Origin of the sequence: Streptomyces sp. H39-C1 (assembly GCF_027158125.1) — a bacterium.
GTDB classification, from domain to species: Bacteria; Actinomycetota; Actinomycetes; order Streptomycetales; family Streptomycetaceae; genus Actinacidiphila; species Actinacidiphila fildesensis.
Map to the genome: position 1 here is coordinate 30,400 of NZ_JAPVLS010000056.1, position 22,136 is coordinate 52,535.

The following is a 22,136-nucleotide window of genomic DNA, read 5'->3' on the forward strand; positions in this document are numbered from 1 at the left end:
AGGTTCTGGTTCAGGTTTCAGCACAGACTCAGGCTCAGGCGAGGTAGGCGGGCAGGGCGACGGCCGGGTCGAGGTCGTCGGCCGGAACGGGGGCGCCGTAGACCTTGGTGACGGGCACGATCCCGGTCCAGTACGGCAGTCCGGTGTCCTCCGGCTCGTCGTTCGGGCCGCCGGTGCGGACCTTCGCCGACACCTCCAGGAGGTCGAGCCGGATGACGGTGGTCGCGGCGAGCTCCTTGGCGTTGGCCCGGCGCGAGTCGTCCGCGCGGCCGGCCACCACCTGGTTGACCAGCGCGTCCAGCGCTTCGGCGCGCTCCGCCGGATCGGTGACCTGGTGGGCGGTGCCGTGCACCACCACCGAGCGGTAGTTCATCGAGTGGTGGAACGCGGAACGGGCCAGCACGAGGGCGTCGAGGTGGGTGACGGTCAGGCAGACGGCCAGCCCCGGGTCCTTCGCGCCGCGCAGCGGGCGCGATCCGGTCGAGCCGTGGACGTAGAGCCGCTCGCCGATCCGGCCGTAGAGGGTGGGCAGCACGACGGGGGCGCCGTCGCGGATGAATCCGAGGTGGCAGAGATAGCCCTCGTCGAGGATCGCGTGGACGGTGTCACGGTCGTAGGCGGCGCGCTCCCGTATCCGGGTGGGGACGGTGCGTTCCGTCGCCTCGTACGAAGGGGCGGGGACGGTGGGGGCGGCTGTGTCGGCCATGGCGCAATCCTTTGAACTAGTGCATAATCAACTTTGTGCTAGGAGAGTATCGAATCACAGGCCGGGGCGCATCGGGTATTGCCGCCGACATCGAGCGGGCGGTGGGCGAGGGCGCGCTCAAGCCGGGCGCGGCGCTGCCGCCGCTGCGTGAACTGGCCCAGGAACTGGACGTGAACCCCAACACGGTGGCCGCCGCCTACCGGCTGCTGCGCGACCGCGGGGTGATCGAGACGGCAGGCCGGCGCGGCAGCCGGGTGCGCTCCCGGCCCGCCACCACCTCGCGCGACCAGATCCGGATCGATGTGCCGCCGGGGACGCGGGACATCTCCAACGGCAATCCGGACGTCTCGCTGCTGCCGCCGCTCGACGCGGCGTTCGCGGCGGCGGTGGCCCGTAACGCCGAGAACCCGGCGCTCTACGGCGGACCGGCCGTCGACGCCGGGTTGAGCGCTCTCGCCCGCGCGGCCTTCGACCGGGACGGGGTGCCCGACGGCCCCATCGGACTCACCTCGGGCTCGCTCGACGCCATCGAACGGGTGCTGGCGGCCCATCTGCGCCCGGGGGACGCCGTGGCGGTCGAGGACCCGGGGTGGGGGAGTGTGCTGGACCTGGCGCCGGCTCTCGGGCTGCGCGCGGTGCCGGTCGGGGTCGACGACGACGGCCCGGTCGTCGCGGACGTCGCACGGGCGCTGCTGGCCGGCGTACGCGCTCTCGTCGTCACCGACCGCGGCCAGAACCCGACCGGCGCGGCGATCTCCGCGGACCGCGCCCGGGAGTTGCGCGAGGTGCTCGCGCGCCATCCCGAGGTGCTGGTGGTCGACGACGACCATGTGCACGGACTGGTCGACCTGCCGCTGCACTGTCTGTCGGGCGTCACCACGCACTGGGTGCTGGTGCGCTCCACGGCCAAGGCGTACGGCCCGGATCTGCGCCTGGCGGTCTTCACCGGCGACCCGGTCACCGTCGACCGCGTTCAGGGCCGCTACCGGCTGGGCGCCGGCTGGGTCAGCCATCTGCTGCAGCGCGCCGTGGTGCACCTGTGGGAGTCCGGCGCGGTCGACCCGCGGGTGGTGGCGCCGTCGTACGGCCGGCGGCGCGACGCCCTGGTCCTGGCCCTGGCCGAACGCGGCATCGCGGCCCATGGGCGCAGCGGCATGAACGTCTGGGTGCCGGTCTCCGACGAGACCGGTGCGGTGGCCGGCCTGCTGCAGGCCGGCTGGGCCACCGCCCCCGGCGCCCGCTTCCGGCTCGCGTCCTCCCCGGGCGTGCGGCTCACGGTCTCCGCGCTCCGTGACGCCGACATCGTGCCGCTCGCGGACGCGGTCGCCCGGGTGGTCGGGGCGTCGGGCGCGGGACGCTACGGCTGAGACGGCTCAGGCTGCGGCGTTACGGCTGAGTCGTACCGGCGGCCGGTCGGGAACGGCGGGGGCGCAGTTGGGTGAGGGCGGCGCCGGCCAGGACGACGGCCGCGCCGACCGGCTCGTTCCAGCCCAGCCGCTCATGGAGCAGCAGTACGCCCGCGGCGGTCGCGACGACCGGGATCAGATAGGTGACCATCGCGCCGATCGTCGGGCCCTTCTCGGCGACCAGCCCGTACTGGAGCAGGAACGCGATACCGGTGCCGAGGGCGCCGAGCGCGACGACCGAGAGCACCGACAGGATCGGGAACGAGGCCGGCACGGAGGTGAAGAACGGTGTGACCAGGGCGAGCTGGACCGTGCCGAGCAGCAGCTGGCTGCTGGAGAGCGCGAGGTTGGAGTTGCCGGACCCGGCCAGGGTGCGGCGTACGTACGCCCAGCCGACCGCGTAACTGGCCGCGGCGATCAGGGCCATGGCGGTGCCCGCCGGGTCCTGGCCGGAGAAGCCCTGCCAGGCGCCGAGCACGGTCAGCACGCCGACGAAGCCGAGGCCGACCCCCGCGAACCGCTGCCGCGTCGGCTTGTCCTCGGAGAGCGCGACGACCGAGACGACCATGCTCCACAGCGGGGTGGTCGCGTTGCAGATCCCCGCGAGCGTGGAGGGGATGGTCAGTTCGGAGTAGGCGAACAGTGAGAACGGCAGCGCGTTGAGCAGCAGTGCGGCGACCGTCAGATGCAGCCAGGTCCGCTTCCCGCGCGGCAGCCGGTCGCGCTTGACGAGCAGGGCGGCGACCAGCACGACCGTGCCGAAGACCATCCGGCCCAGTGTCACCTGAAGGGGTGCGAACGCCTCCGTGCCGACCTTGATGAACAGAAAGCTGAAGCCCCAGATGAGGCCCAGGACGGCGAACCGGATCCGCCAGTCCACCGCGCGGCGGGCGACCGGTGGCGCCTCCGGTATCGGAGCGGGCGCGGCGGTGGCGGAGGCGGGCCGAAGGCCGGCGGGGACGCTCATGCTCCTAAGATGACGGATTTGATTCCGTAGAACAAGCGAGTTTACGTACGATGGAACGCGTAGAATCCCTTACATGTTGAACCTGGAGCGCCTCCGGATCCTGCATGCCATCGCCACCTACGGCTCGGTCAGCGCCGCCGCCGACGTCCTGCATGTGACGACCTCGGCCGTCTCCCAGCAGATGGGCAAGCTGGAGCGCGAGACCGGTCAGCAGATGCTGGCCAAGAACGGCCGCGGCGTCCGCCTCACCGACGCCGGCCGGCTGCTCTCCGGACATGCGGAACGCATCCTCTCGCTGGTCGAACTGGCGCACTCCGATCTCGAGGCGCACCGGGGAGCGGCCGTCGGTGAGGTCGTCCTGGGGGCGTTCCCGACCGCCGCCCGCGGGCTGCTGCCGATGGCGCTGGCGGCCCTGCGCCGGGACCACCCCCAGTTGCGGCCCCGGATGCAGGAGATGGAGCCGGCCGGTTCTGTGGCCCGGGTGGTGCGTGGCGACATGGACCTCGCCGTCGTCCTGGACTGGTACAACAGACCGCTGTCCCTGCCCTCCGGCCTCGCCAAGGCGCCACTGCTGGACGACATCGCCGATGTCGCGATGCCGTCGGACCATCCGCTCGCCGGCCGGGCGCAGATCGAGCTGGAGGACTTCGCGGACGACGACTGGGTCTCCTGGCCGGACGGCGAGTTCTGCCACGACTGGCTCATGTTCACCCTGCGCGGCAAGGGCATCGAGCCCCGCCTGTCGCACTCCGCCGAGGAACACCACACCCAGCTCGCCCTGGTCGCGGCCGGCCTCGGCGTCGCGGTCGCCCCCCGCCTCGGCCGCGGCCCGGTCCCCGACGGCGTGAGCGTCGTCCCCGTCCGCCACACCATGCACCGCCACGTCTACGCCGTCTGGCGCGAGGACGCCGACCGCCGCCCGGCGATCCGTGCCGCGGTCGAAGCCCTGCAGTCCTCAGCGGGCGCCGCACTCGCCGCGTCCACGGTCTGACGCGCGCCGTTCACGTCACCGGCGGTCACTCGGGCTTGCGGGCGCGGAGGGCCAGGACGGTCGGGGTCGGTGCGCCGCCCTCCGTGAACTGTTCGGGCACCAGGCCCGCCGCGAGGAACGCGTGCATCAGGTCGGGCAGCGGGTAGTGCGTGGCACCGACCTTGTCGCGCACTCCCGCGCTCGTCCAGGACGCCTTGGTCCAGTGCCCGTCGCGGTAGCCGGGACCGATCACCACCGCGTCCGGGTCCGCGCGGTCGGCGAAGCCGCCGCAGAAGCAGGGGTGCACGCCGACGTGCACCAGCACCCCGCCGGGACGCAGCACCCGGGCCGCCTCGCGCAGCACCGCCGGGTATCCGGGCATGTCGGTGTGGACCATCATCGAGATGACGGCGGGCACCGAACCGGCCGCTATCGGCAGCCGCTCGGCGTCGGCCCGCGCGATGGGGAGCCGGCCGCGCGCGTGCCGCAGCATGCCGGCGGAGAGGTCAACGCCGACGGGCGTCCAGCCCAGTGCGCGGACCCGTTCGGCATGGGTCCCGGTGCCGCAGCCGATCTCCAGGCAGATGCCGCTTCCCGCACCCAGCAGTTCGCGTGTGGCGCGGTGGATGCCCAGCGGATCGACGTCCGCGACCGGTTCGCCGGTCCCGGTCCCCGCCTGCCGCCCACCGAGGAACTCCTGCTCGTACCAGTCGGCGATCTTGTCGTATGCCGCAGTCGGGGCCATGGGGAACCTCCGCGTGTCACGTACCTCCGGGACAGCGGCCGGTGGTCCGGCCGCTGTTGGGCCCGAACCTTCCCCGGAGGACCCACGGGTACCGCTCGTTCGCCAGGGGCTTAGCCGTGCTCGGCGTGCTCGGTCGGCTGGGTGCGCCGGTGGGGCGCGGCATGGATGACCCCGGCCAGGCCGGTGTGCGGGTGCACGTCTGCCGGACGGCCGGAACCGTGCGGGGAAGCACCGGGGTCAATCGTTGAGCGCACAACCAAGTGTGCGCACTGAGACGCCAGGTGCGCACGTGAATCGCCGTACTGGGGCGGATCGGACGCGACGACATCGGCCTCTCCGCCCGGATTGTCCTGTGTTGCTACGGTGTGGCGAGCTGGACGAGCCCCTCGGTGGCGATGCGTTCGAAGAGCTTGGGGTCGGCGGCGAAGTCGGAGTCCGGGATCGGCCAGTGGATGACGATCTCGTCGATGCCCAGCTCCGCGTGGCGGCCGGCGAAGTCGGTGAAGGCGTCGAAGGAGTCCAGCGGGCGGTCCGGGGTGAAGCCGGTGAGCATGGTCTTGTGCAGTTCGGCGGGGTTCCGGCCGATCTCGTCGCAGGCCGCGCCGAGCTTGGCGATCTGGCCGCGGACGGCCTCCAGCGACTGCTCGGGCGTGCCGGTCTCGAAGAGCTTCGGATCGCCGGTGGTGACCCAGGCCTGCCCATGGCGCGCGGCGAGCTTCAGTCCGCGCGGCCCGGTGGCGGCCACCGCGAAGGGGATCCGGGGCCGCTGCACACAGCCGGGGATGTTGCGGACCTCGTGCGCGGAGTAGAACTCGCCCTCGTACGACACCACGTCGTCGGTGAGCAGCCGGTCGAGCAGCGGGACGAACTCACCGAAGCGGTCCGCGCGCTCGCGCGGTGTCCACGCCTCCTGGCCCATCGCGGTCGCGTCGAACCCGGAGCCGCCCGCGCCGATGCCCAGCGTGATCCGTCCTCCGCTGACGTCGTCGAGCGTGATCAGGTCCTTCGCCAGCGTCACGGGGTGCCGGAAGTTGGGCGACGTGACGAGCGTGCCGAGCCGCAGCCGCTCGGTGGCCGTCGCGGCCGCGGTGAGGGTGGGTACCGCGCCGAACCACGGCCCGTCCCGGAAGGTCCGCCAGGACAGGTGGTCGTAGGTGTAGGCGGTGTCGAAGCCGAGGTCCTCGGCCCGCCGCCACACCTCCCGGCCCTCGGTCCAGCGGTACACGGGAAGGATCACAGTGCTCAGTCGCATACCCCGACCTTACGACGCTGCAGGCCGGGCCCGCACAGCCGCATTCCGCTGTGGGCGATTCCGCTGTGAGCATGGAACGGCTACCGCCGGGCCGGTCCGGGGGCAGGGTGATCCGCATGAGGATTCTGCTGCTGGGTGGGACGGAGTTCGTCGGGCGCGCGGTCGCCGACGAGGCGTTGGAACGGGGCTGGGAGGTGACGGCGTTCCACCGCGGACGCCATGCGGCGCCGCCGGGGGTCGCCACACTGCTGGGCGACAGGACCGCGGAGGGCGGTCTGGCGGCGCTGGACCGGGGCGAGTGGGACGTCGTCGTCGACACCTGGTCCGGTGCGCCGTCGGCGGTGCGCGACGCGGGCCGGCTGCTCGCCGGCCGGGCCGGGTCCTACGCCTACGTGTCCAGCCGGTCGGTGTACGCGTTCCCGTCGCCCGCCGGCCTCACCGAGGACGGGCCGCTCGTCGACGCGTCCCCCGACGACGGCGAGGTGGAGTACGCCCAGGCCAAGCGAGGCGGGGAGCTGGCGGCGCTGGCGGCCTTCGGCGAGCGGGCGCTGCTGCTCAGGGCCGGGCTGATCCTCGGGCCAGGGGAGAACATCGGACGGCTGCCGTGGTGGCTGGGGCGGATCGCCCGCGGCGGAACTGTGCTGGCGCCCGGCCCGCGGGACCTGGGGCTGCAGTACATCGACGCGCGGGACCTGGCGGCCTGGACGCTGGACGCCGCCGTGAAGGGGCTCGGCGGCCCGTACAACCTGGTGAGCCCGCCGGGGCACACCACGATGGGCGAGCTCCTGGAGGCGTGTGTGCGGGTCGCCGGCTCGGACGCCGAACTGCGCTGGACCGATCCGGAGACGATCCTCGCGGCCGGCATCGAGCCATGGATGGAGCTCCCGGTCTGGCTGCCACCGGGCGAGGTCCACGACGCCATGCACCGCGCGGACGTCTCCAAGGCGCTCGCCGCGGGACTGCGCTGCCGCCCCGTCGAGGAGACGGTGGCCGACACCTGGACCTGGCTCCGGTCCCTGGGCGGCACCGCGCCGCAGCGGCCGGACCGGCCCGCGCTCGGACTGGACCCGGAGAAGGAGGCGAAGGCTTTGCGCGGGGGGAACCCCAACCCGGGCGGGGCGTAGACAACTTCCGTACCCGACTCGGCCGTCCGCCGCCGACGGCTCCCGTACCTTCCTCCTACGGCGTGGGAACGTACGAAAGGAACCGCGAGGATGTCCGGATCGCGAATTACCTTCCTCCAGGGGCAGGCCGACCAGCCGAACGCGCTGGAGCGGGTGGTCGCGCATGTGCGCGGGCAGTTCGAGGGGGCGGGCCTCGAGCGGCTGCGTGCCGCCGAGCGCCCGCTCTTCGCGGGGATCGGCGCCTCGTACGCGGCGCTGGGTGTGGCGGTCGACCTGCTGCGTGCCCGGGGTGTGGTCACCCAGCGGGTGCTCTCCAGCGAGATCGAGCGGGGCACCGCCGGGTTCGACGTCGATGTGCTGATCGGGGTGTCGCAGGGCGGCCGCAGTTCGGAGACCCTCGCGGCCTTCAAGGAGGCGAATGACGTGCCGCGCGTAGCCCTGCTGAACGTCATGCCGTCCCCGCTGGGCGACCTCGCGGAGATGACGGTCGATCTCGGCAACGAGCCCGACTCGTACGCCTCGACGATCGGATTCACCGGAGCGGTCGTCGCCCTGGACCTGATCGCCGGGGCGATGACGGGCCGGATCGGCGCGGACGATCCCTGGCAGGGGATCGCGGCGCTGGCGGCGGCCGTTCGTCATGACGCGGCGGAGGTGATCGACCCGCTGCGGGCCCGCGCCGCGCGCCGGGTGGCCGCCGACGTCGTCGCGTCGGGTGCGTCACGGGCCGCCGCCGAGGAGGGTGCGCTGCTGCTGCGCGAGGTCGTCCGGATGCCGGCCACCGCCTCCGTCACCAGGAACTATCTGCACGGCGAGATGGAGTCCGCGGGCCGGACCCTGCACATCGTCTTCGGGGACGGCCGTGAGGTCGCCCTGGCCCGCTCCCTCTCGGGTGCCGGGCACCTCACGCTGCTCGTCACCACCCGGCCGGTCGACGGCGGCGCCGACCTCGGGGTGGTGCGGCTGCCCGACGTGCCGCCGAGTGTCCGCGTGGTGCTGGAGACCGTCGTCATGCAGGAGCTGGTGGCGGCGCTCAGCGACGAACGGAACATCTCCATCGAGTCGTTCGTCTTCGCCAACGACGACACGAAGCAGGGCGGCGTGGACCCGGCGGACTTCGCGATCGCCCCGCCGGCCCCGACGGCGCTCGACTGAACGCCACTGACCGAACGTCACCGACCGCCGACCCCCAACCCCCGACCGCTGATCAGCGGTCCGGGCCGAGTTCCCGTTGCCGGCGCGTGAGGAAGTCGTTCTCCGGCTTGTTCCCGGTGAGTGCGATCGCCGCCTCGTACGCCGACCGCGCCTCGGCGGTGCGGCCCAACCGCCGCAGCAGATCGGCCCGGATGGCGTGGAACACGTGGTATCTGTCGAGGCCGAGCTCGTCGACGAGGGCGAGCGCGGTCTCCGGTCCCTCGACCTCGGCCACCGCGACCGCGCGGTTGAGAGCCACGACGGGGGTCGGGGTGAGCGTCAGCAACTGGTCGTAGAGCTGCAGGATCTGCCGCCAGTCCGTGGCGGCCGTGCTCGGAGCGTCGCTGTGGACGGCGTTGATGGCCGCCTGGACCTGGTACGGGCCGGGCCGGCCGCGCCGCAGGCACTGCCGGACGATGGTCTGTCCCTCGGTCACAAGGGCGCCGTCCCACAGGGCCCGGTCCTGCTCGTCCAGCGGGACCAGTCCGCCGTCCGGGGCGGAGCGGGCCCGGCAGCGGGACTCGGTGAGCAGCATGAGCGCGAGCAGCCCCATGACCTCGGGCTCGTCCGGCATGAGTTCGGCCAGCAGCCGTCCGAGCCGCAGAGCTTCCGCGCACAGGTCCTCGCGGACCAGCCGGTCGCCCGAACTCGCCGTGTAGCCCTCGTTGAAGATGAGGTAGACGACGGCCAGTACGGCCCGGAGCCGGCCTGGAAGGTCCGCCTCGTAAGGGACCCGGTAGGGGATCCGGGCGTCACGGATCTTGCCCTTGGCCCGCACCAGCCGCTGGGCCATGGTCGGCTCCGGGACCAGGAAGGCGTGGGCGATCTCGGTGGTGCTGAGGCCTCCCAGGAGCCGGAGCGTCAGGGCGACCTGCGCTCCGGTGGCGAGCGACGGGTGGCAGCAGGTGAAGATCAGACGGAGCCGGTCGTCGCGCACGGGGCCCTCCTCGGGCGGTTCGTCGCGGGCGTGCAGCAGAGCGGCCTGGGCGTGCCGGTCCTGGCGGGACGCCTCCCGGCGGAGGCGGTCGATCGCCCGGTTGCGTGCGGTGGTGATGATCCAGCCGGCCGGGCTCGGTGGCAGCCCGGCGGACGGCCACCGTTCCAGCGCCGTGGTGAAGGCGTCCTGGACCGCCTCCTCGGCGATGTCGATGTCGCCGAAGACGCGGACCAGGACCGCCACCGAGCGGCCGTATTCCGCACGGAAGACCTGTTCGACGTCCGGGGAGGGGACGGCCGGCAGGTCAGGCATCAGCCGGTGGCTTCCCAGTAGAAGGGGCGTACCTCGATCGGGAGGGTGGTCGCCCGGGCGCTCTTGCGGCCCCATTCCAGCGCGGCGTCCAGATCGGGCGCCTCGATGATGGACAGGCCGCCGAGATACTCCTTGCCCTCGAGGTACGGGCCATCGGTGGTGAGTACCTCACCGTCCTGGAGACGGACGACGGTGGCGGTGCTCGGGGCGTGCAGACCACCGGAGAAGACCCACGCTCCGGCGGCCTTCAGCTCCTCGTGCAGAGCGTCCACGTTCCGCATGATCTCCTGCAGGACCTCGGGGGCGGGCGGCTCCCCTTCGGGCTGCATCACGCTGAGCAGGTACTGCGGCATGGTGTCCTCCTAGGTCGTTCCGCCGGCCTCGTGCCGGCTTCTCACTCCCTATACGAACGGCCCGGGCCCGGATCGACACCGCGGCGAGAACACCTGCGGATTTCTGCGACTACCGGTGCTGGGGAGTGTTCGACAGCCGGTCCAGCCATTCGGTCAGCAGGACCGTCTCGGCGACGCTGAGTGCCTGGTCGGGCGACTGGCGCAACAGCGCGTTCAACCGGCTCGCGGTCGACTGCAGCCGCGCGTCGTCCTGGCCGCCGGCGGAGCCGTCCGGGGCGGCCCGGGTGCCGAACACGTCCGGGGTGAAGACGGAGGCGTGCACGGCGTCACGGACGCGATGCGATGTGCTCGGATCGGTGAAGGTCGCGGGCCGGGCGACGAGCATCAGGGCCACGCCGACGTTGGCCGACATCACTATCTGGGCGGCCAGCTCGGGGGCGAGCCGCAGTTTGCCCAGTGCCGCCGCCCGCTCCAGGTCCCGGGTGAGGATCTGATGGGACTCCAGCGCCGCAGCCGGAGTGGTGCGCATCGCGGGGGAGTTCATCAGCCGGTACAGGTTCGGGTTCTGCAGGGCGAACTCCACATGGCTGTCCCAGCCGTTGCGCAGATCCTCGATGGGGTCGGCACCGGCGCGGTGCCGCCGCTTCGTCGCCAGGTACTTGTCGAAGCCGTGGTCGACGACGGCCGACAGCAGCCCTTCCTTGTCCCCGAAGTACCGGTAGAGCGCCGGGGCGCCCACCTGCGCGGCCTCGCACACCGCTCGCGTGGACACGTCCCCGTCCGGAGACTCCGCGACCAGGTCGGCCGCCACTTCCAGGATGCGCGCTCGGGTACTCACAAAGGGAACGCTATCAAGCATGGCGTAGCGGTGCTACGTGCGGTGGCGGCCTTTCCGCGCCGCGGCAGGCCGGTCGTCATCCGGTGATCCGCATCAGGGAGATCCGGTCGCCGGCCACCGTGAACGCGAAGTCGGAGGGACCGTTGAAGCCGTTCCCGCCCACCGTCGCGCTGACGGTCTCGGTGTCGCCCGACCGGCGCACCGCTGTGACGTCCAGGCTGACGTCCACCCCGATGAACTCCTTGTCGCTCCACCCCCGGATGGCCTCGCGTCCGGCGAAGACGCGGCCCCAGTCGTCGACCGCGCCGTCCGCGGTGAAGCTGTCGAGGAAATCGTCGGTGACACCGGCGTTGGCGGCGTCCACCGCGCGCTGGACGGCGGGGTGCAGTTCGGTCGTGGTCATGGTGTTCTCCTTGTCCGATACGGGCCGGTCGGGGCGGAGCGGGGACGGTCTCATGGTCTCCGCGCTCGCGCCGGGGTGCTACTCGGCGGTGTGCGGGTCGGTGTGCGGGTGGAGGAGGTCGCCGAGGCCGATCCGGGCGAGGAATTCGGCGCGGATGCGGTCGGCGACCTCGCTGACCTCTTCGGCGCCGTCGCCCGCGGGGTCTATGTGGACGCGGAACGGCCGCGTGCCGTGCGGCGCGTTGACGACGTCGACGATGGCGTCCGCGACCTGGGAGACGTCGGCATCGGCCGGGGCCAGGTCGGCGAGTCGTCGGGAGACCTGGTCCATGAGGCCGGCGTAGTGCTCCTCGTAGGCGTCGACGATGTCCTGCTGGGCCGGGTGCCCGCCCGTGGCGAAGTGGTTGGTGCCCGAGGTGAAGGAGCCGGGGACGACGATGGAGGTCTCGATGTCGAAGCGGGCCAGTTCGGCGGCGTAGCTGACGGCGAGTGAGTCCATGGCGGCCTTGGCGGCGAAGTACGGGGCGAGGTACGGCGGGGTGCCGCCGCGGGTGCTGGTGGAGCCGATCCACAGGACGAGGCCGTGCCGCTGCGCCCGCAGATGGGGGAGGGCGGCGCGGTTGACCCGCTGGGTGCCGAGCACGTTGGTGTCGTAGACGGCGGTGAGCTCTTCGGGGGTAAACGCCTCGGTGGGGCCGGTGACCATATGGCCGGCGTTGTGGATGACGACGTCCAGAGTGCCCGCCTCGGCCAGGATCGTGGCGACGGCCGCGTCGGCGGACTCCTGGGAGAGGACGTCGAGTTCGACGGTGCGCAGGGCCACGTGGTGCTCGGCTGCGTACTGCCGGGCTTCGGCGACCCGGCCGGCGTTGCGGCCCGTGGTGTTGCGCATGGCGGCGTAGACGGTGTGGCCCGAGCGGGCCAGCGCCCGTGCGGCCAGGGCTCCGAAACCGGAACCGGCTCCTGTGATGACGATGGTGCTGCCCATGGCAGAACTCCTCGGTCGGTCGAGCGCGAAAAAGCGGATGAGAAAGGCGGAAGGGGCGGAGGAGGAACGCGGAAGGGAAGGCCGGGGCGCCGGTCAGACGATGCCGCCGTTGGCGCGGACGACCTGGCCGTTCACCCAGCGGGCGGGGCCGGCGAGGAAGGAGACGACCTCCGCGATGTCCTGCGGGGTGCCGAGGCGCTCCAGCGGCGCCTGGGCGGCCATCCGCGCGATGGTCTCCTCGTCCTTGCCGTCCAGGAACAGCGCGGTGGCGGTCGGTCCGGGGGCCACCGCGTTGACGGTGATGTCCCGGCCGCGCAGCTCCCGGGCGAGGATCAGGGTCATCGCCTCGACGGCGCCCTTGGTGGCGGCGTAGGCGGTGTAGCCGGGGATGGCCAGTCCCACCACGGAGCTGGAGAAGTTGATGATCGCCCCGCCGCCGCGCAGCCGGCGGGCGGCCTGTTGGTCGACGACGAAGGTGCCGCGGATGTTCGTGCGGTGCATACGGTCCAGGGCGTCCAGATCCGTGTCGACCAGCGGTGCCAGCGTCATGACACCCGCCGCGTGCACGACGACGTCGACTCCGCCGAAGGTCCTCTCGGCGGTGTCGAAGAGGGCCGAGACCGAGACCTCGTCGGCGACGTCGGCGCGGAAGGCGACCGCCCGCCCTCCGGTGGCGGTGATGGCCGACACCGTCGCGTCGGCCTCGGCCTGGTTCCCGGCGTAGTTGACGACGACGGCGAATCCGTCGGCGGCCAGTCGCTCGGCGCTCTGCCGGCCGATGCCGCGGGAGCCGCCGGTGACGATCGCGACCCGGTTCGAAGACTTGGAGGTGGTGGTCTGCGCGCTCATGGCGGTGCTCCCTGATTCGGCTGGGGCGGCGTCCTTCGCCACCCGACAACAGCAACGCTAACACCAAAGAGGTATCGACGCTACCCTCAAACGTAGCGCTGTTACGCCGCGCCCGGCGAACCCTGCGAACCCGGCCTTCAGCACCGGTCCGCGGAAGCCGCCGCGGAAGCCGTCACGTATCCGCTGTGAAAGCCGCCGTGAAAGGCGCCGTGAAGGCCATCGGGAAAGCACCCCGCCGCCCACCTGCTGTGATTGCCGACGAAGGCCGGGTAGGCATTCCCGTATGCCCGAAGACGAAAGCACCCGCCGCTGCCTGGTCACCGGAGCCACCGGATACATCGGCGGCCGGCTCGTGCCCGAGCTGCTCGACGCCGGGTACGCCGTACGCTGCCTCGCCCGCACGCCGGAGAAGCTCCGTGACCACCCCTGGGCCGATCGGGTCGAGACGGTTCGGGGCGATGTGACCGACGCGGACTCGCTGCGCTCCGCGTTCGAGGGCGTGCACACCGCGTACTACCTGGTGCACGCGCTGGGCACCGGACGTGGCTTCGAGGAGACCGACCGCCGGGCCGCCCGGCTCTTCGCCGAGCAGGCCCGCGCCGCCGGAGTGCGGCGCATCGTCTATCTGGGCGGGCTGACGCCGAACGGGGTCCCGGAGTCGGAGCTCTCCGCGCATCTGCGGTCCCGCGCCGAGGTCGGGCACATCCTGCTCGGCTCGGGGGTGCCCACCGCCGTCCTCCGGGCCGCGGTGATCATCGGCTCCGGTTCGGCCTCCTTCGAGATGCTGCGCTATCTCACCGAACGACTGCCGCTGATGGTCACCCCGAGCTGGGTCAGGACCCGCATCCAGCCGATCGCCGTCCGCGACGTGCTGCACTGCCTCGTCGGCGCCGCCACCCTGCCGCCCGATGTCAGCCGGACCTTCGACATCGGCGGCCCGGACGTCGTCACCTACCGGGGCATGATGCAGCGGTACGCGGCCGTCGCCGGCCTGCCACGGCGGTTGATCCTCCCCGTACCGGTCCTGACGCCGGGCCTGTCCAGCCACTGGATCGGCCTCGTCACCCCCGTGCCGCGCTCCATCGCCCGCCCGCTCACCGAGTCACTGCGGCACGAAGTGGTCTGTTCGGAGAACGACCTGGCGCGCTACGTGCCCGACCCGCCCATCGGGCGGACCGGCTTCGACGACTCGGTGCGCCTGGCCCTCAAACGGCTGCGGGACGCCGACGTCCCGACCCGCTGGTCGTCCGCCGCGGTGCCCGGAGCCCCCAGCGACCCGTTGCCCACGGACCCGGACTGGGCCGGCGGCAGTCTGTACACCGACCGGCGCGAACGCACGGTGGACGCCCCGCCGGACGCGCTGTGGCGGGTGATCGAGGGCATCGGCGGCGAGAACGGCTGGTACTCGTTCCCGCTCGCCTGGGCGGTACGGGGTTGGCTGGACCGGCTGGCCGGCGGCGTCGGGCTGCGCCGGGGCCGCCGCGACACCGCGCGACTGCGGGTCGGGGACTCGCTGGACTTCTGGCGGGTCGAGGCGATCGAACCGGGCCGTCTGCTGCGGCTGCGCGCCGAGATGCGGCTGCCCGGCCTGGCCTGGCTGGAACTGTCGGTCGACCAGGACGACGCGGGCGCCACGCTCCTCCGCCAGCGTGCGCTGTTCCATCCACACGGTCTGGCCGGTCAGCTCTACTGGTGGAGCGTGGCGCCGTTCCACGCGGTGGTCTTCGGCGGCATGGCCCGCAACATCTCCGAGGCGGCGGCGAGGGGGCGGGGGAGCAAGTGACGCCGCCCGCGCCGCCGCCCAAACCCGCCCGCGCCGCTGCCCCAACCCGCCCGCGCCGCCGCCCAAACCCGCCCGCGCCGCCGCCCCGGACCCGCCCGGCTGCCTACTGCGGAATCTTGCTGAAGTCCCAGGAGGCCATCCGTTCCGGGGTGAGCCGGAGCCAGGCGTGGCGGCCGTCGTGCGGCATGGTGTCGAGCCCGAAGTTCTTGGCCGAGAACAGCCGCTCGGGGGCGTCCAGCTCGGGGACGGGCTCGCCGGTACGGGGCGCCTCGCCGATGAACTCGACGGTTCCGGAGAGCTCGATACCGCGCAGTTCCCCGTACTCCACGCCGTCGTCGATCACGACCGAGACGCGCGGATCGCGCAGCAGGTCGGTCCAGCGCTGGCTGCGGACGATGGAGTAGAGCCACAGCGATTCGCCGTCCCAGGCGAACCACAGGGCGCCGACGTGCGGACGGCCGTCCTTGGAGACGGTCGCCACGCGACAGGTGCGCTGCTCCGCGAGGAAGGCGTCGACCTCGTGCGGGGTCATCATGATTCTGCGGCCCCGCCGCTGAATGACGGCCATGAGTCGAGCACCTCCATTTATCTGACTGTGTGTCAGAAATAATGGAGGACGGCGGCGCGGCCGTCCAGTGCTGGTGGCCGGCGGGTGCTCCCTCGCGCGCCGCATCCCTTCCTGGTTGACGGTTCGTCAGCTACGGTCGCTCCGTCGTCATCCGTTGCGGGTCCCTTGTGGCCCGTTGCGGTCCGTTGAGGTCCGTCGTACGAGGGGGCAGTCATGGCGCCGAGCGACCGGCTGGTGGAGCTGCTGGACCCGGCGGTCACCGCCGTACTGACCGTGGAGTGCCAGCGCGGCGTCGTCGGGCCGGACAGCGCGCTGCCGGAGCTCGCCGCCGAGGCGCGGGACTCAGGGGCACTGGGCAACGTGGCACGGCTGGTCGGCGGCGCCCACGAGGTGGGCGCCGCCGTCCTGCACGCCATCGCCGAACGCCGCCCGGACGGGCTCGGCGCCAACCACAACGCGCGGCTGTTCCGTGCCGCCGGGCGGCTGCCCGTGCAGCCGCTGACGGGCACGCCCGCCGTGCGGCTCGCCGAAGGGATCCCGCTCGCCGACGGCGACCTGGTCGTACGGCGGCTGCACGGGCTGTCACCGATCGCCGGGACCGATGTGGACGCCCTGCTGCGCAACCTGGGCTGCCGCACGCTGATCGTCACCGGGGTCTCCGCGAACATCGCGATCCCCAATGCCGTCTTCGACGCCGTCAACCTGGGGTACCAGGTGGTGGTTCCCGCCGACGGCATCGCGGGGGTGCCCCGCGAGTACACCGAGGCCGTCGTCCGGCACACCCTCGCGCTCGTCTCCACGGTCAGCACGACGGACGACATCCTGGCCTGCTGGAAGCGCCAGGGGCAGCGCGCCGGAAAGCCGTAGCCGCCAACGGCCCCGGCTACTCCGACGCGGCCCCGATGGCGCTCGCCAGCCCAGCTGCGACGAGTCAGCCCAGCTGCAACGAGCCACCCGCGACGGTGACCTTGGCGGCGGCCAGCGGCTTGGTCGCCGGACCGTTGGCGACGCTGCCGTCCGCGATGTTGAACTTGCTGCCGTGGCAGGGGCAGTTGATGGTGCCGTCCGCGACGTCGCTGACCGCACAGCCCTGGTGCGTGCAGACCGCGGAGAACGCCTTGAAGTTTCCGGCGGTCGGCTGGGTGACGACGACCTTCTGGTCCGCGAAGATCTTTCCGCCGCCCACCGGGATGTCCGCGGTCTTGGCCAGCGCGTCGCCGCCGTCCCCGCCCGGGGTGGTGGCGGCCGGTGCCGAGGAGTCGGCCGGGGCCGAAGGCTGGGCCGGGGTGGTGGCCGGGGTGTCACTGGCCTTCGTATCCGATCCGCCGCACGCGGTCAGAGCGGCCATGAGACCCACGCCGCCCGCTGCGGCGACCATCGTGCGGCGGGTCGGAGCCGCGGGAATACCGGAGGTGTCGGTCATGTGGCACTTCCTGTCGGTAGAGGAGCCGGGTGGCGCGGGAGCGGTCGCCCGGTGGGCGTGATGCCGTGCCCGCCCGGTCATACGCAGAGATCCTCCGGCGCGTTCAAAGCCGCCCGAAGAATTCCGGCGGATGGCCCAGCGCCTGCTCGATCACCGGCCCCGCCACCGCTCCCCACCACCGTTCCCCACCGCCGTTCCCGTCCCCACCCCCTCCTCGCTCTCGCCCCCGCTCCGCGTCGCCGTTGCCCGGCGCCGCGCAAGTAGCCTGGTGCGATGCTCACAGAGGTAACAGGGATCCGTTACGTGACGCCCTTGCGCGAGGGCGGCTCGGTGCCGGGGGTGGTCGAGGCCGACGACCTCGGCACGTACGTCGTGAAGTTGTCCAGCTGACGGCTTTGACCTGGAGTGATGTCGCTGAACGGGGCTCTGGCCTGGGCGGATCCGTCTTTCTGGATCTTTCAGACTCGTGCCCGGTTGTGCAGTTGATACTCCCCACGCGCTCCCCAGAGGCGCTCGCACTCCCCAAATTCTCCCCAAGAGGTACTGCCGTAGGAGCATCGCCTGTCCCGTCTGGCGGTGCAGGTGTGGGTCGTGCCGGTTCGCTTTGCGTAAGCGCTCAGAGGAGGTGTCCGCATTCGCCCAGTCAGATGTCGCGGAAGGGACCAGGTGGGTCCGTGACCTGCCTTGATGGGCGGCTGCGGGGCGCTGGCCAGCGCAGATGGTCTTTCGGCTGTTTCACGGTCATGCCCGTTGATGCGGCTGGAAGTCCCAGAACAGTCCCAGGGAGATCCCAGGGTGGTAGCCACTCTTACCGCTTTACGTTTTGCGCGAATTGTCGGTGAATCACCTTCAATCGCCATCTACAGGAGCTTTCTCAAGCGCTCAGGGGCGGCCGGTGTTCCGGCCGCCCCTTGGTGGTGTTGGTGGTGGGTTAGCTGAGTTGGGTGGGGGTGGGTTGGTCGTGGTTGAGGGCGGCTACGGCGGCGGGGGTGAGTGCGGTGTTGAAGGTTTGGACGTTGCTGATGTTGCCGGGGAAGTAGTTGCTGGTGCCGGCGCTGCCGATGTGGAGGGGGCCGGTGGCGTTCCAGGCGGTGGTGTTGGTTCCGGTTCCGGCGAGGGTTCCGTTGATGTAGAGGTTCATGGTGTGGGTGGTGGCGTTGTAGACGCCGACGAGGTGGGTCCAGGTGTTGAGGGCGGGTGGGGTGGAGGCGATGGCGCCGGGATAGGTGCCGGGGGTGGTGCTGTCGCTGGCGGGTGAGATGAAGGCCCAGGCGTTGTATGCCTTGGAGTACTGGAGGTAGAAGGCGTCGACGCCGGTGCCGGTGCTGCTGGCCTGTCCGACGGCGGTGTTGTAGGTGTCCGCCTTGGTCATGTTGACCCACGCCGAGACGGTGTAGCCGGCGCTGGTGTCCAGGACCGGGGCGGTGGTGGTGGCGTCGCCGGTGGTGCCGTTGAGGTGGAGGACGGTGCCGCGGGCGGGGTCGGTGGTGAAGGTGGCTCCGCTGTTGGCGGTGAGGCTGTTGGCGGGCCGCACGCTGTTGTCGGTGTTGTTGAGTTTCCACCAGTCGGTGGGCTGGAGGAGGTAGCCCACCGTGATGGGTGCGGCGAATTGCGCGATGCCTGCGGTGGCGGTGACTCCGGGGAATTCGAGGATCTGGCCGGTGGTATTCGTTACGTAGAGGTCGGGGTTGCCGTCCGGGCCGCCAGAGGCGCCAGGGACGATGTTGTTGGTGTCACCGGGTGAGGCGATGGTGGGGTAGGTGATGTCGTCCAGGCCGATGGGCAGGATGGGTGCCTGGGCGGGCAGGGTGCCGTTGGAACTGCCGGTCCAGTTCTGGTCGACGTATCCGGGGTGGCAGCCGTAGAGGATGAGCTGGGTGCCGGCGGTGGTGCTGCTGCCCGGGTCGGCGAGGCAGAGGTTGGACTGCGGGTTGACCAGGGACCCGCCGAGGCCGGGCTTCCACTGTTGGGCGCCGGTGCCGTTGCAGGTGTAGAGCTGGATGAGGCTGCCGGAGGTGGTCCCGGCGTTGGAGGCATCCAGGCATTTGCCCAAGACCCGGATGGTGTTGTCGGTGCCGAGGGTCATCTGCTGGGCGTCCGAGCCGTTGCAGGCGGCGACCTGGATTTTCGTGTTGTTCGCTGTGGATCCCTGGGCGACGTCGGCGCACACGGTGCCTCCGCCGGGGACCGTGATCGCGGACACCAGCGGGTGGTGGGCGGGCGCGGACAGGAGCGAGTTGGGCAGGCCGGTGGGGTTGAACGTCAGCGGGTAGGTGTGCAGGGTGCCGGTGATGTTGTCCCGGGCCCACAAGGTGCGTGTGCCACCGATGGTTCCGGGGGCGATGAGAGTGGTGTTCGACCAGTCGTCGCTGCTGAGGAGGACTCCGGGATCCAGGTGCAGATCTGCCTGGCGGTTACCGCGGTAGTACCAGAGCTTGCCGTCCTCAACGGTGATGAGGTCGGTAGGACCGGAGCCCGAGCCGGAGCCGCCGGGGGCGATGATCTGGCTGACGTAGTCCCAGGAGCTCTTGTACTCCGTGCAGACGGAATTGGGATTGCAGATCGGCTTGCCGGTGATGGGCGTGATGCCCTCAGTCGCGGTGAAGTGGCCGGCGATGCCATCGGTAGTGCTCTCGGAGTCGTTGCGGTAGATGTACAGCTTCTTTGATGTTTTGTTGTAGACGAACAGGTCGTCCACACCCGCGTTGACGATGGCACCACGGTGGGTGATGAGGTAGTTGTTCCACCCGATGTGGTCGGGGCTCCTGCTGGGAGTGGAGGCGATCTCGGGCGTGGCGGCGGCGTCGGTGTTGCCGGGGATGAGCAGGAGGTTGCCGTCGGTGGAGGGCGTCAGGAGATCGGGAATGCCGTTAGCGGTGAGGTCTCCCGGCGCGACGGGAGTTGCGGGGTTCCAGGGGGCATAGAAGCTGTAGGCGGCGGGGTCGGCGTTGTCGGCGCCGTCGACGGCCTGGACGTACAGGGTGTGAGTGCCCCACTGTTCCGCGTTGACGCTGATCGGGATGTCGGCTTGGGCGAGGCCGGTGGCATCCGTGGGCACGTTGATGGTGTGGGCAGCGTCCATACCGGTGGGCCCGATCGGCTTGTCCATGGAGTATTCGAACTTGCGAATGCCGCTGCGGACGCAGGCCAGAGGCGCGCAGGGGTCAGCGGGGGGTGGATCAGTGCTGGTGACGTGGATGGTGAGTCCGGGATCACCGGCGTGCTTGGTCGGTGCGGTGCTGCTGCCCAGGGGCGGGAAGTCGGTGGAGTCGGTGAATGCGGCTTGCGTCGGTGGGGTGAGGTCGGCCTTGAAGTGGCAGCTGGTGGTCCAAGGGCCGTACTGGATTCCATCCCAGGCGCGGACGCCCCAGCCGTACTGGTGGCCGTCCTGGGCGGCGAAGCCGAGATTGTGGTGGACTTCGGTGCCGGAGGCGACGCCGGCGGTGAGCGCGGGGTTGAGGACGGTGGCGTTGCCGTTGGGTTGAGGGAGCATGTTGTCCCACATGGAGTACTGGGCCTGCAGGTTCTCCCCGGGCATGGTGGTGGTGAGAGTGGCGCTGAGGGTGATGTTGCTGTTGGTGCCGGCCAGGGTGGTCTTGCCGATCCAGCCGTCAGCGACGCCGCCGCACGCGGCGCTTGCGGGGTTCAGGCTGGGGGGATCGGTCTTCATTCCGCTCGGCGCGTCTGGGGGAAGGTCGAAGACCGTTTTGATGGACGGGTTGCTGCTGAAACGCATGAACCCGTAGTTCGTGGCGTACTTGGACTCATTCCCACGAAGGGAGAACGCCCAGGTGTCCTTGTCGATATGGGCATTGCCCTTGATACCGGCGGTGACGTCGAAGTTGACGTATCTGGTGCCACAGCCGGCATTGACGCTGGCACTGGCGACGCTTTGTGACCCGATGACCGCGCCGACGCTGGGCTGGAAATTCCAGTCCAGGTTGCCCGGGAAGTTGGTGGTGCTGTTGATGTCGGCTGTCGGGTAGAGGAAGACGGGCCAGGTGTTGGAGCAGCCCGCGTCGGCGCCGTCTACTTCGGCCAGGGAGAGGGTGGACTTGACGATGGTCATGTTCGTGTGCAGGTTGCTGGTGTTGAGCTCGAAGAACGAGCGCTCCAGCCCGTAGCAGGTCGAGGAGAAGTGCTGGTAGCCGATGCCTTCGCCGCCGTACTTCTGCGGGGTGTCCCACTGCGGTGAGTCCGGGCAGCCCTCCTGTGCCTCGGCGTAGTGGTTGGTGGTGCCGGTAGCTGGGTTGACGATGGGGTCGATGAACACCGGGTATGTGGTGGTGGTCCCGGTGAGCAGTCCCGCGTCCGGGGTGAGGGTGACCGCGCCCGGGGTAGCGGTCAGCGCGACCGGCTGGACCTGGGCGCCCGTGCCGGGGCCGTCGGTGGTTGAAGGCTGCGCGGGGTCGCCCTGTGCCGCGGTGGTGGCGCGTGCGGATTTGGTTGACTGGGTGCCGGTCGGCGCGGCTGTGGTGGTCGAGGAGTCCCACATCGTGGGTGTGGGGCTGGAGTAGGCCACAGCGCCGTCAGCGGTGGTGGCGGACAGGCGGCCATGGGCGTCGGCGGCCAGGTTCAGCCCCTGGGTGGCGGTCGCCAGGCGCAGGGATTTCAGCGCCGGGTTCGCGGCGGCGGTCGCGTTGTGGACGATCAGCACCTCGCTGAACGCACCCTGGTCGCTGACGGACGCTTCCAGGTCCACCCCGGGCAGCACATTCGCGTACCGGGCGGTGTCACCGGTGACGGTGGGTGTGGGCAGGGCGGTGGGGAAGGACAGGGCCAGGCGGTGTCCGGCGGCGTCGGTGAGGGTGGCCAGCGGCCCGTTACCTCCCCCGGACAGCGCCACGCCTGCCGGGGTGGCGGCGGGGGAGTAGGTGCCGTCGCTGTTCCTGCCCAGCGTCGCGTCCACTGCGGCCCAGGTGTTGTTCTTCTTCACCCGGACGGCCTGCAGGTTGGTGGCGCTTTCCAGGGTGCCATCGGGGTTGGCGATGGTCTGCTCGGTTTGCGTGGTCAGTGAGTCCACGACGACCGGCTTGCCGGTGGCCTTGGCCTGCAGCAAAGCCGTCTGCATGGGACCGCCGGGTGTCAGTGGCGGAGCGGTGGAGCTGTCGGCTGGGACGGATGGCGGTACATCGTCGGCCAGGGCCGGACCTGCCAGTGACAGGACGAGACCACTGACCGCGGACACTGCCACCAGTCGGATCGGGTTGCGGCGCCTACTTCGGCGCGCGCGGATGGAACCCCCCACGATTTCCCCTTTCCAGGGCAAAGAATTGACCAAATCGCGAATAGGGCGTGATGGGCTCACGCCGGAACTGC

20 protein-coding genes and 1 pseudogene are annotated in these 22,136 nt (G+C 71.1%); 7 read left to right on the forward strand and 14 right to left on the reverse strand.

The features are described 5' to 3' along the window. Window positions 1-34 precede the first annotated feature (34 nt). Window positions 35-706 (reverse strand): pyridoxamine 5'-phosphate oxidase family protein, encoded by a 672-nt coding sequence (locus O3W51_RS30845; protein WP_138357375.1) that lies wholly within the window; start codon window positions 704-706, stop codon window positions 35-37. Window positions 707-741: 35 nt separating this feature from the next. On the opposite strand from O3W51_RS30845, the gene O3W51_RS30850 reads away from it, so the two are divergent. Further along, window positions 742-2,073, forward strand: coding sequence for an aminotransferase class I/II-fold pyridoxal phosphate-dependent enzyme (locus O3W51_RS30850; protein ID WP_138357374.1), 1,332 nt, complete (start codon window positions 742-744; stop codon window positions 2,071-2,073). A gap of 19 nt (window positions 2,074-2,092) precedes the next feature. Here O3W51_RS30850 and O3W51_RS30855 read toward each other — a convergent pair whose 3' ends face one another. Then, entirely contained in the window at window positions 2,093-3,079 is a 987-nt protein-coding gene (locus tag O3W51_RS30855) for a DMT family transporter (RefSeq protein ID WP_138357373.1), read from the reverse strand. A gap of 73 nt (window positions 3,080-3,152) precedes the next feature. Between O3W51_RS30855 and O3W51_RS30860 the strand changes: the two genes are divergently transcribed. Continuing rightward, window positions 3,153-4,070, forward strand: a complete 918-nt coding sequence (locus O3W51_RS30860) for a LysR family transcriptional regulator (protein ID WP_138357372.1) — start codon at window positions 3,153-3,155, stop codon at window positions 4,068-4,070. A gap of 25 nt (window positions 4,071-4,095) precedes the next feature. Here the strand turns inward: O3W51_RS30860 and O3W51_RS30865 are convergent, their stop codons facing one another. From O3W51_RS30865 to O3W51_RS30875, 3 genes are all read right to left on the reverse strand, one after another. Then, complete coding sequence (locus O3W51_RS30865) at window positions 4,096-4,794, reverse strand: class I SAM-dependent methyltransferase (protein WP_138357371.1); 699 nt, start codon at window positions 4,792-4,794, stop codon at window positions 4,096-4,098. A gap of 110 nt (window positions 4,795-4,904) precedes the next feature. Continuing rightward, window positions 4,905-5,048 carry a hypothetical protein gene (locus O3W51_RS30870; protein ID WP_203725176.1) on the reverse strand — a complete coding sequence of 48 codons (144 nt, stop codon included), beginning with the start codon at window positions 5,046-5,048 and terminating at the stop codon, window positions 4,905-4,907. Between the two features lie 104 nt (window positions 5,049-5,152). Continuing rightward, window positions 5,153-6,046 carry an LLM class flavin-dependent oxidoreductase gene (locus O3W51_RS30875; RefSeq protein ID WP_138357370.1) on the reverse strand — a complete coding sequence of 298 codons (894 nt, stop codon included), beginning with the start codon at window positions 6,044-6,046 and terminating at the stop codon, window positions 5,153-5,155. Between the two features lie 116 nt (window positions 6,047-6,162). Between O3W51_RS30875 and O3W51_RS30880 the strand changes: the two genes are divergently transcribed. After that, the gene (locus tag O3W51_RS30880) at window positions 6,163-7,170 is read left to right on the forward strand and encodes an NAD-dependent epimerase/dehydratase family protein (RefSeq protein WP_138357369.1); all 1,008 of its coding nucleotides are present in this window, start codon (window positions 6,163-6,165) and stop codon (window positions 7,168-7,170) included. A 90-nt stretch (window positions 7,171-7,260) separates the two neighbouring features. Then, window positions 7,261-8,325 carry an SIS domain-containing protein gene (locus O3W51_RS30885; RefSeq protein ID WP_138357368.1) on the forward strand — a complete coding sequence of 355 codons (1,065 nt, stop codon included), beginning with the start codon at window positions 7,261-7,263 and terminating at the stop codon, window positions 8,323-8,325. Between the two features lie 52 nt (window positions 8,326-8,377). On the opposite strand, the gene O3W51_RS30890 is transcribed toward O3W51_RS30885, so the two are convergent. From O3W51_RS30890 to O3W51_RS30915, 6 genes are all read right to left on the reverse strand, one after another. After that, complete coding sequence (locus O3W51_RS30890; RefSeq protein WP_138357367.1) at window positions 8,378-9,613, reverse strand: RNA polymerase sigma factor; 1,236 nt, start codon at window positions 9,611-9,613, stop codon at window positions 8,378-8,380. Then, entirely contained in the window at window positions 9,613-9,966 is a 354-nt protein-coding gene (locus tag O3W51_RS30895; RefSeq protein ID WP_138357366.1) for a YciI family protein, read from the reverse strand. Before O3W51_RS30895 ends, O3W51_RS30890 begins: the two co-directional genes overlap by 1 nt. Window positions 9,967-10,075: 109 nt before the next feature. Next, complete coding sequence (locus O3W51_RS30900; RefSeq protein ID WP_187144782.1) at window positions 10,076-10,825, reverse strand: TetR/AcrR family transcriptional regulator; 750 nt, start codon at window positions 10,823-10,825, stop codon at window positions 10,076-10,078. 55 nt (window positions 10,826-10,880) lie between these two features. Further along, on the reverse strand, window positions 10,881-11,207 hold the full coding sequence (locus O3W51_RS30905; RefSeq protein WP_138357364.1) for a nuclear transport factor 2 family protein: 327 nt from the start codon (window positions 11,205-11,207) through the stop codon (window positions 10,881-10,883). Between the two features lie 78 nt (window positions 11,208-11,285). Next, window positions 11,286-12,194 (reverse strand): SDR family oxidoreductase, encoded by a 909-nt coding sequence (locus O3W51_RS30910; RefSeq protein ID WP_138357363.1) that lies wholly within the window; start codon window positions 12,192-12,194, stop codon window positions 11,286-11,288. 93 nt (window positions 12,195-12,287) lie between these two features. Further along, window positions 12,288-13,043 carry an SDR family oxidoreductase gene (locus O3W51_RS30915; RefSeq protein WP_138357362.1) on the reverse strand — a complete coding sequence of 252 codons (756 nt, stop codon included), beginning with the start codon at window positions 13,041-13,043 and terminating at the stop codon, window positions 12,288-12,290. Window positions 13,044-13,326: 283 nt separating this feature from the next. Here O3W51_RS30915 and O3W51_RS30920 point away from each other — a divergent pair, with 283 nt between their 5' ends. Next, window positions 13,327-14,826, forward strand: coding sequence for an SDR family oxidoreductase (locus O3W51_RS30920; RefSeq protein WP_138357361.1), 1,500 nt, complete (start codon window positions 13,327-13,329; stop codon window positions 14,824-14,826). A 103-nt stretch (window positions 14,827-14,929) separates the two neighbouring features. On the opposite strand, the gene O3W51_RS30925 is transcribed toward O3W51_RS30920, so the two are convergent. Further along, the gene (locus tag O3W51_RS30925; RefSeq protein ID WP_138359613.1) at window positions 14,930-15,394 is read right to left on the reverse strand and encodes a pyridoxamine 5'-phosphate oxidase family protein; all 465 of its coding nucleotides are present in this window, start codon (window positions 15,392-15,394) and stop codon (window positions 14,930-14,932) included. Window positions 15,395-15,607: 213 nt separating this feature from the next. Here O3W51_RS30925 and O3W51_RS30930 point away from each other — a divergent pair, with 213 nt between their 5' ends. Beyond that, window positions 15,608-16,261 (forward strand): cysteine hydrolase, encoded by a 654-nt coding sequence (locus tag O3W51_RS30930; protein WP_198358748.1) that lies wholly within the window; start codon window positions 15,608-15,610, stop codon window positions 16,259-16,261. A gap of 64 nt (window positions 16,262-16,325) precedes the next feature. Here O3W51_RS30930 and O3W51_RS30935 read toward each other — a convergent pair whose 3' ends face one another. Then, a complete protein-coding gene (locus O3W51_RS30935) occupies window positions 16,326-16,817 on the reverse strand; it encodes a Rieske (2Fe-2S) protein (protein WP_138359617.1) in 492 nt (163 codons plus the stop codon). Window positions 16,818-17,090: 273 nt separating this feature from the next. On the opposite strand from O3W51_RS30935, the pseudogene O3W51_RS48965 reads away from it, so the two are divergent. Next, window positions 17,091-17,201, forward strand: a pseudogene (locus O3W51_RS48965) (HipA family kinase); the annotation flags it as partial. 547 nt (window positions 17,202-17,748) lie between these two features. Here the strand turns inward: O3W51_RS48965 and O3W51_RS30940 are convergent. Next, window positions 17,749-21,888, reverse strand: coding sequence for a LamG domain-containing protein (locus tag O3W51_RS30940; protein WP_187144781.1), 4,140 nt, complete (start codon window positions 21,886-21,888; stop codon window positions 17,749-17,751). Window positions 21,889-22,136: the final 248 nt, after the last annotated feature.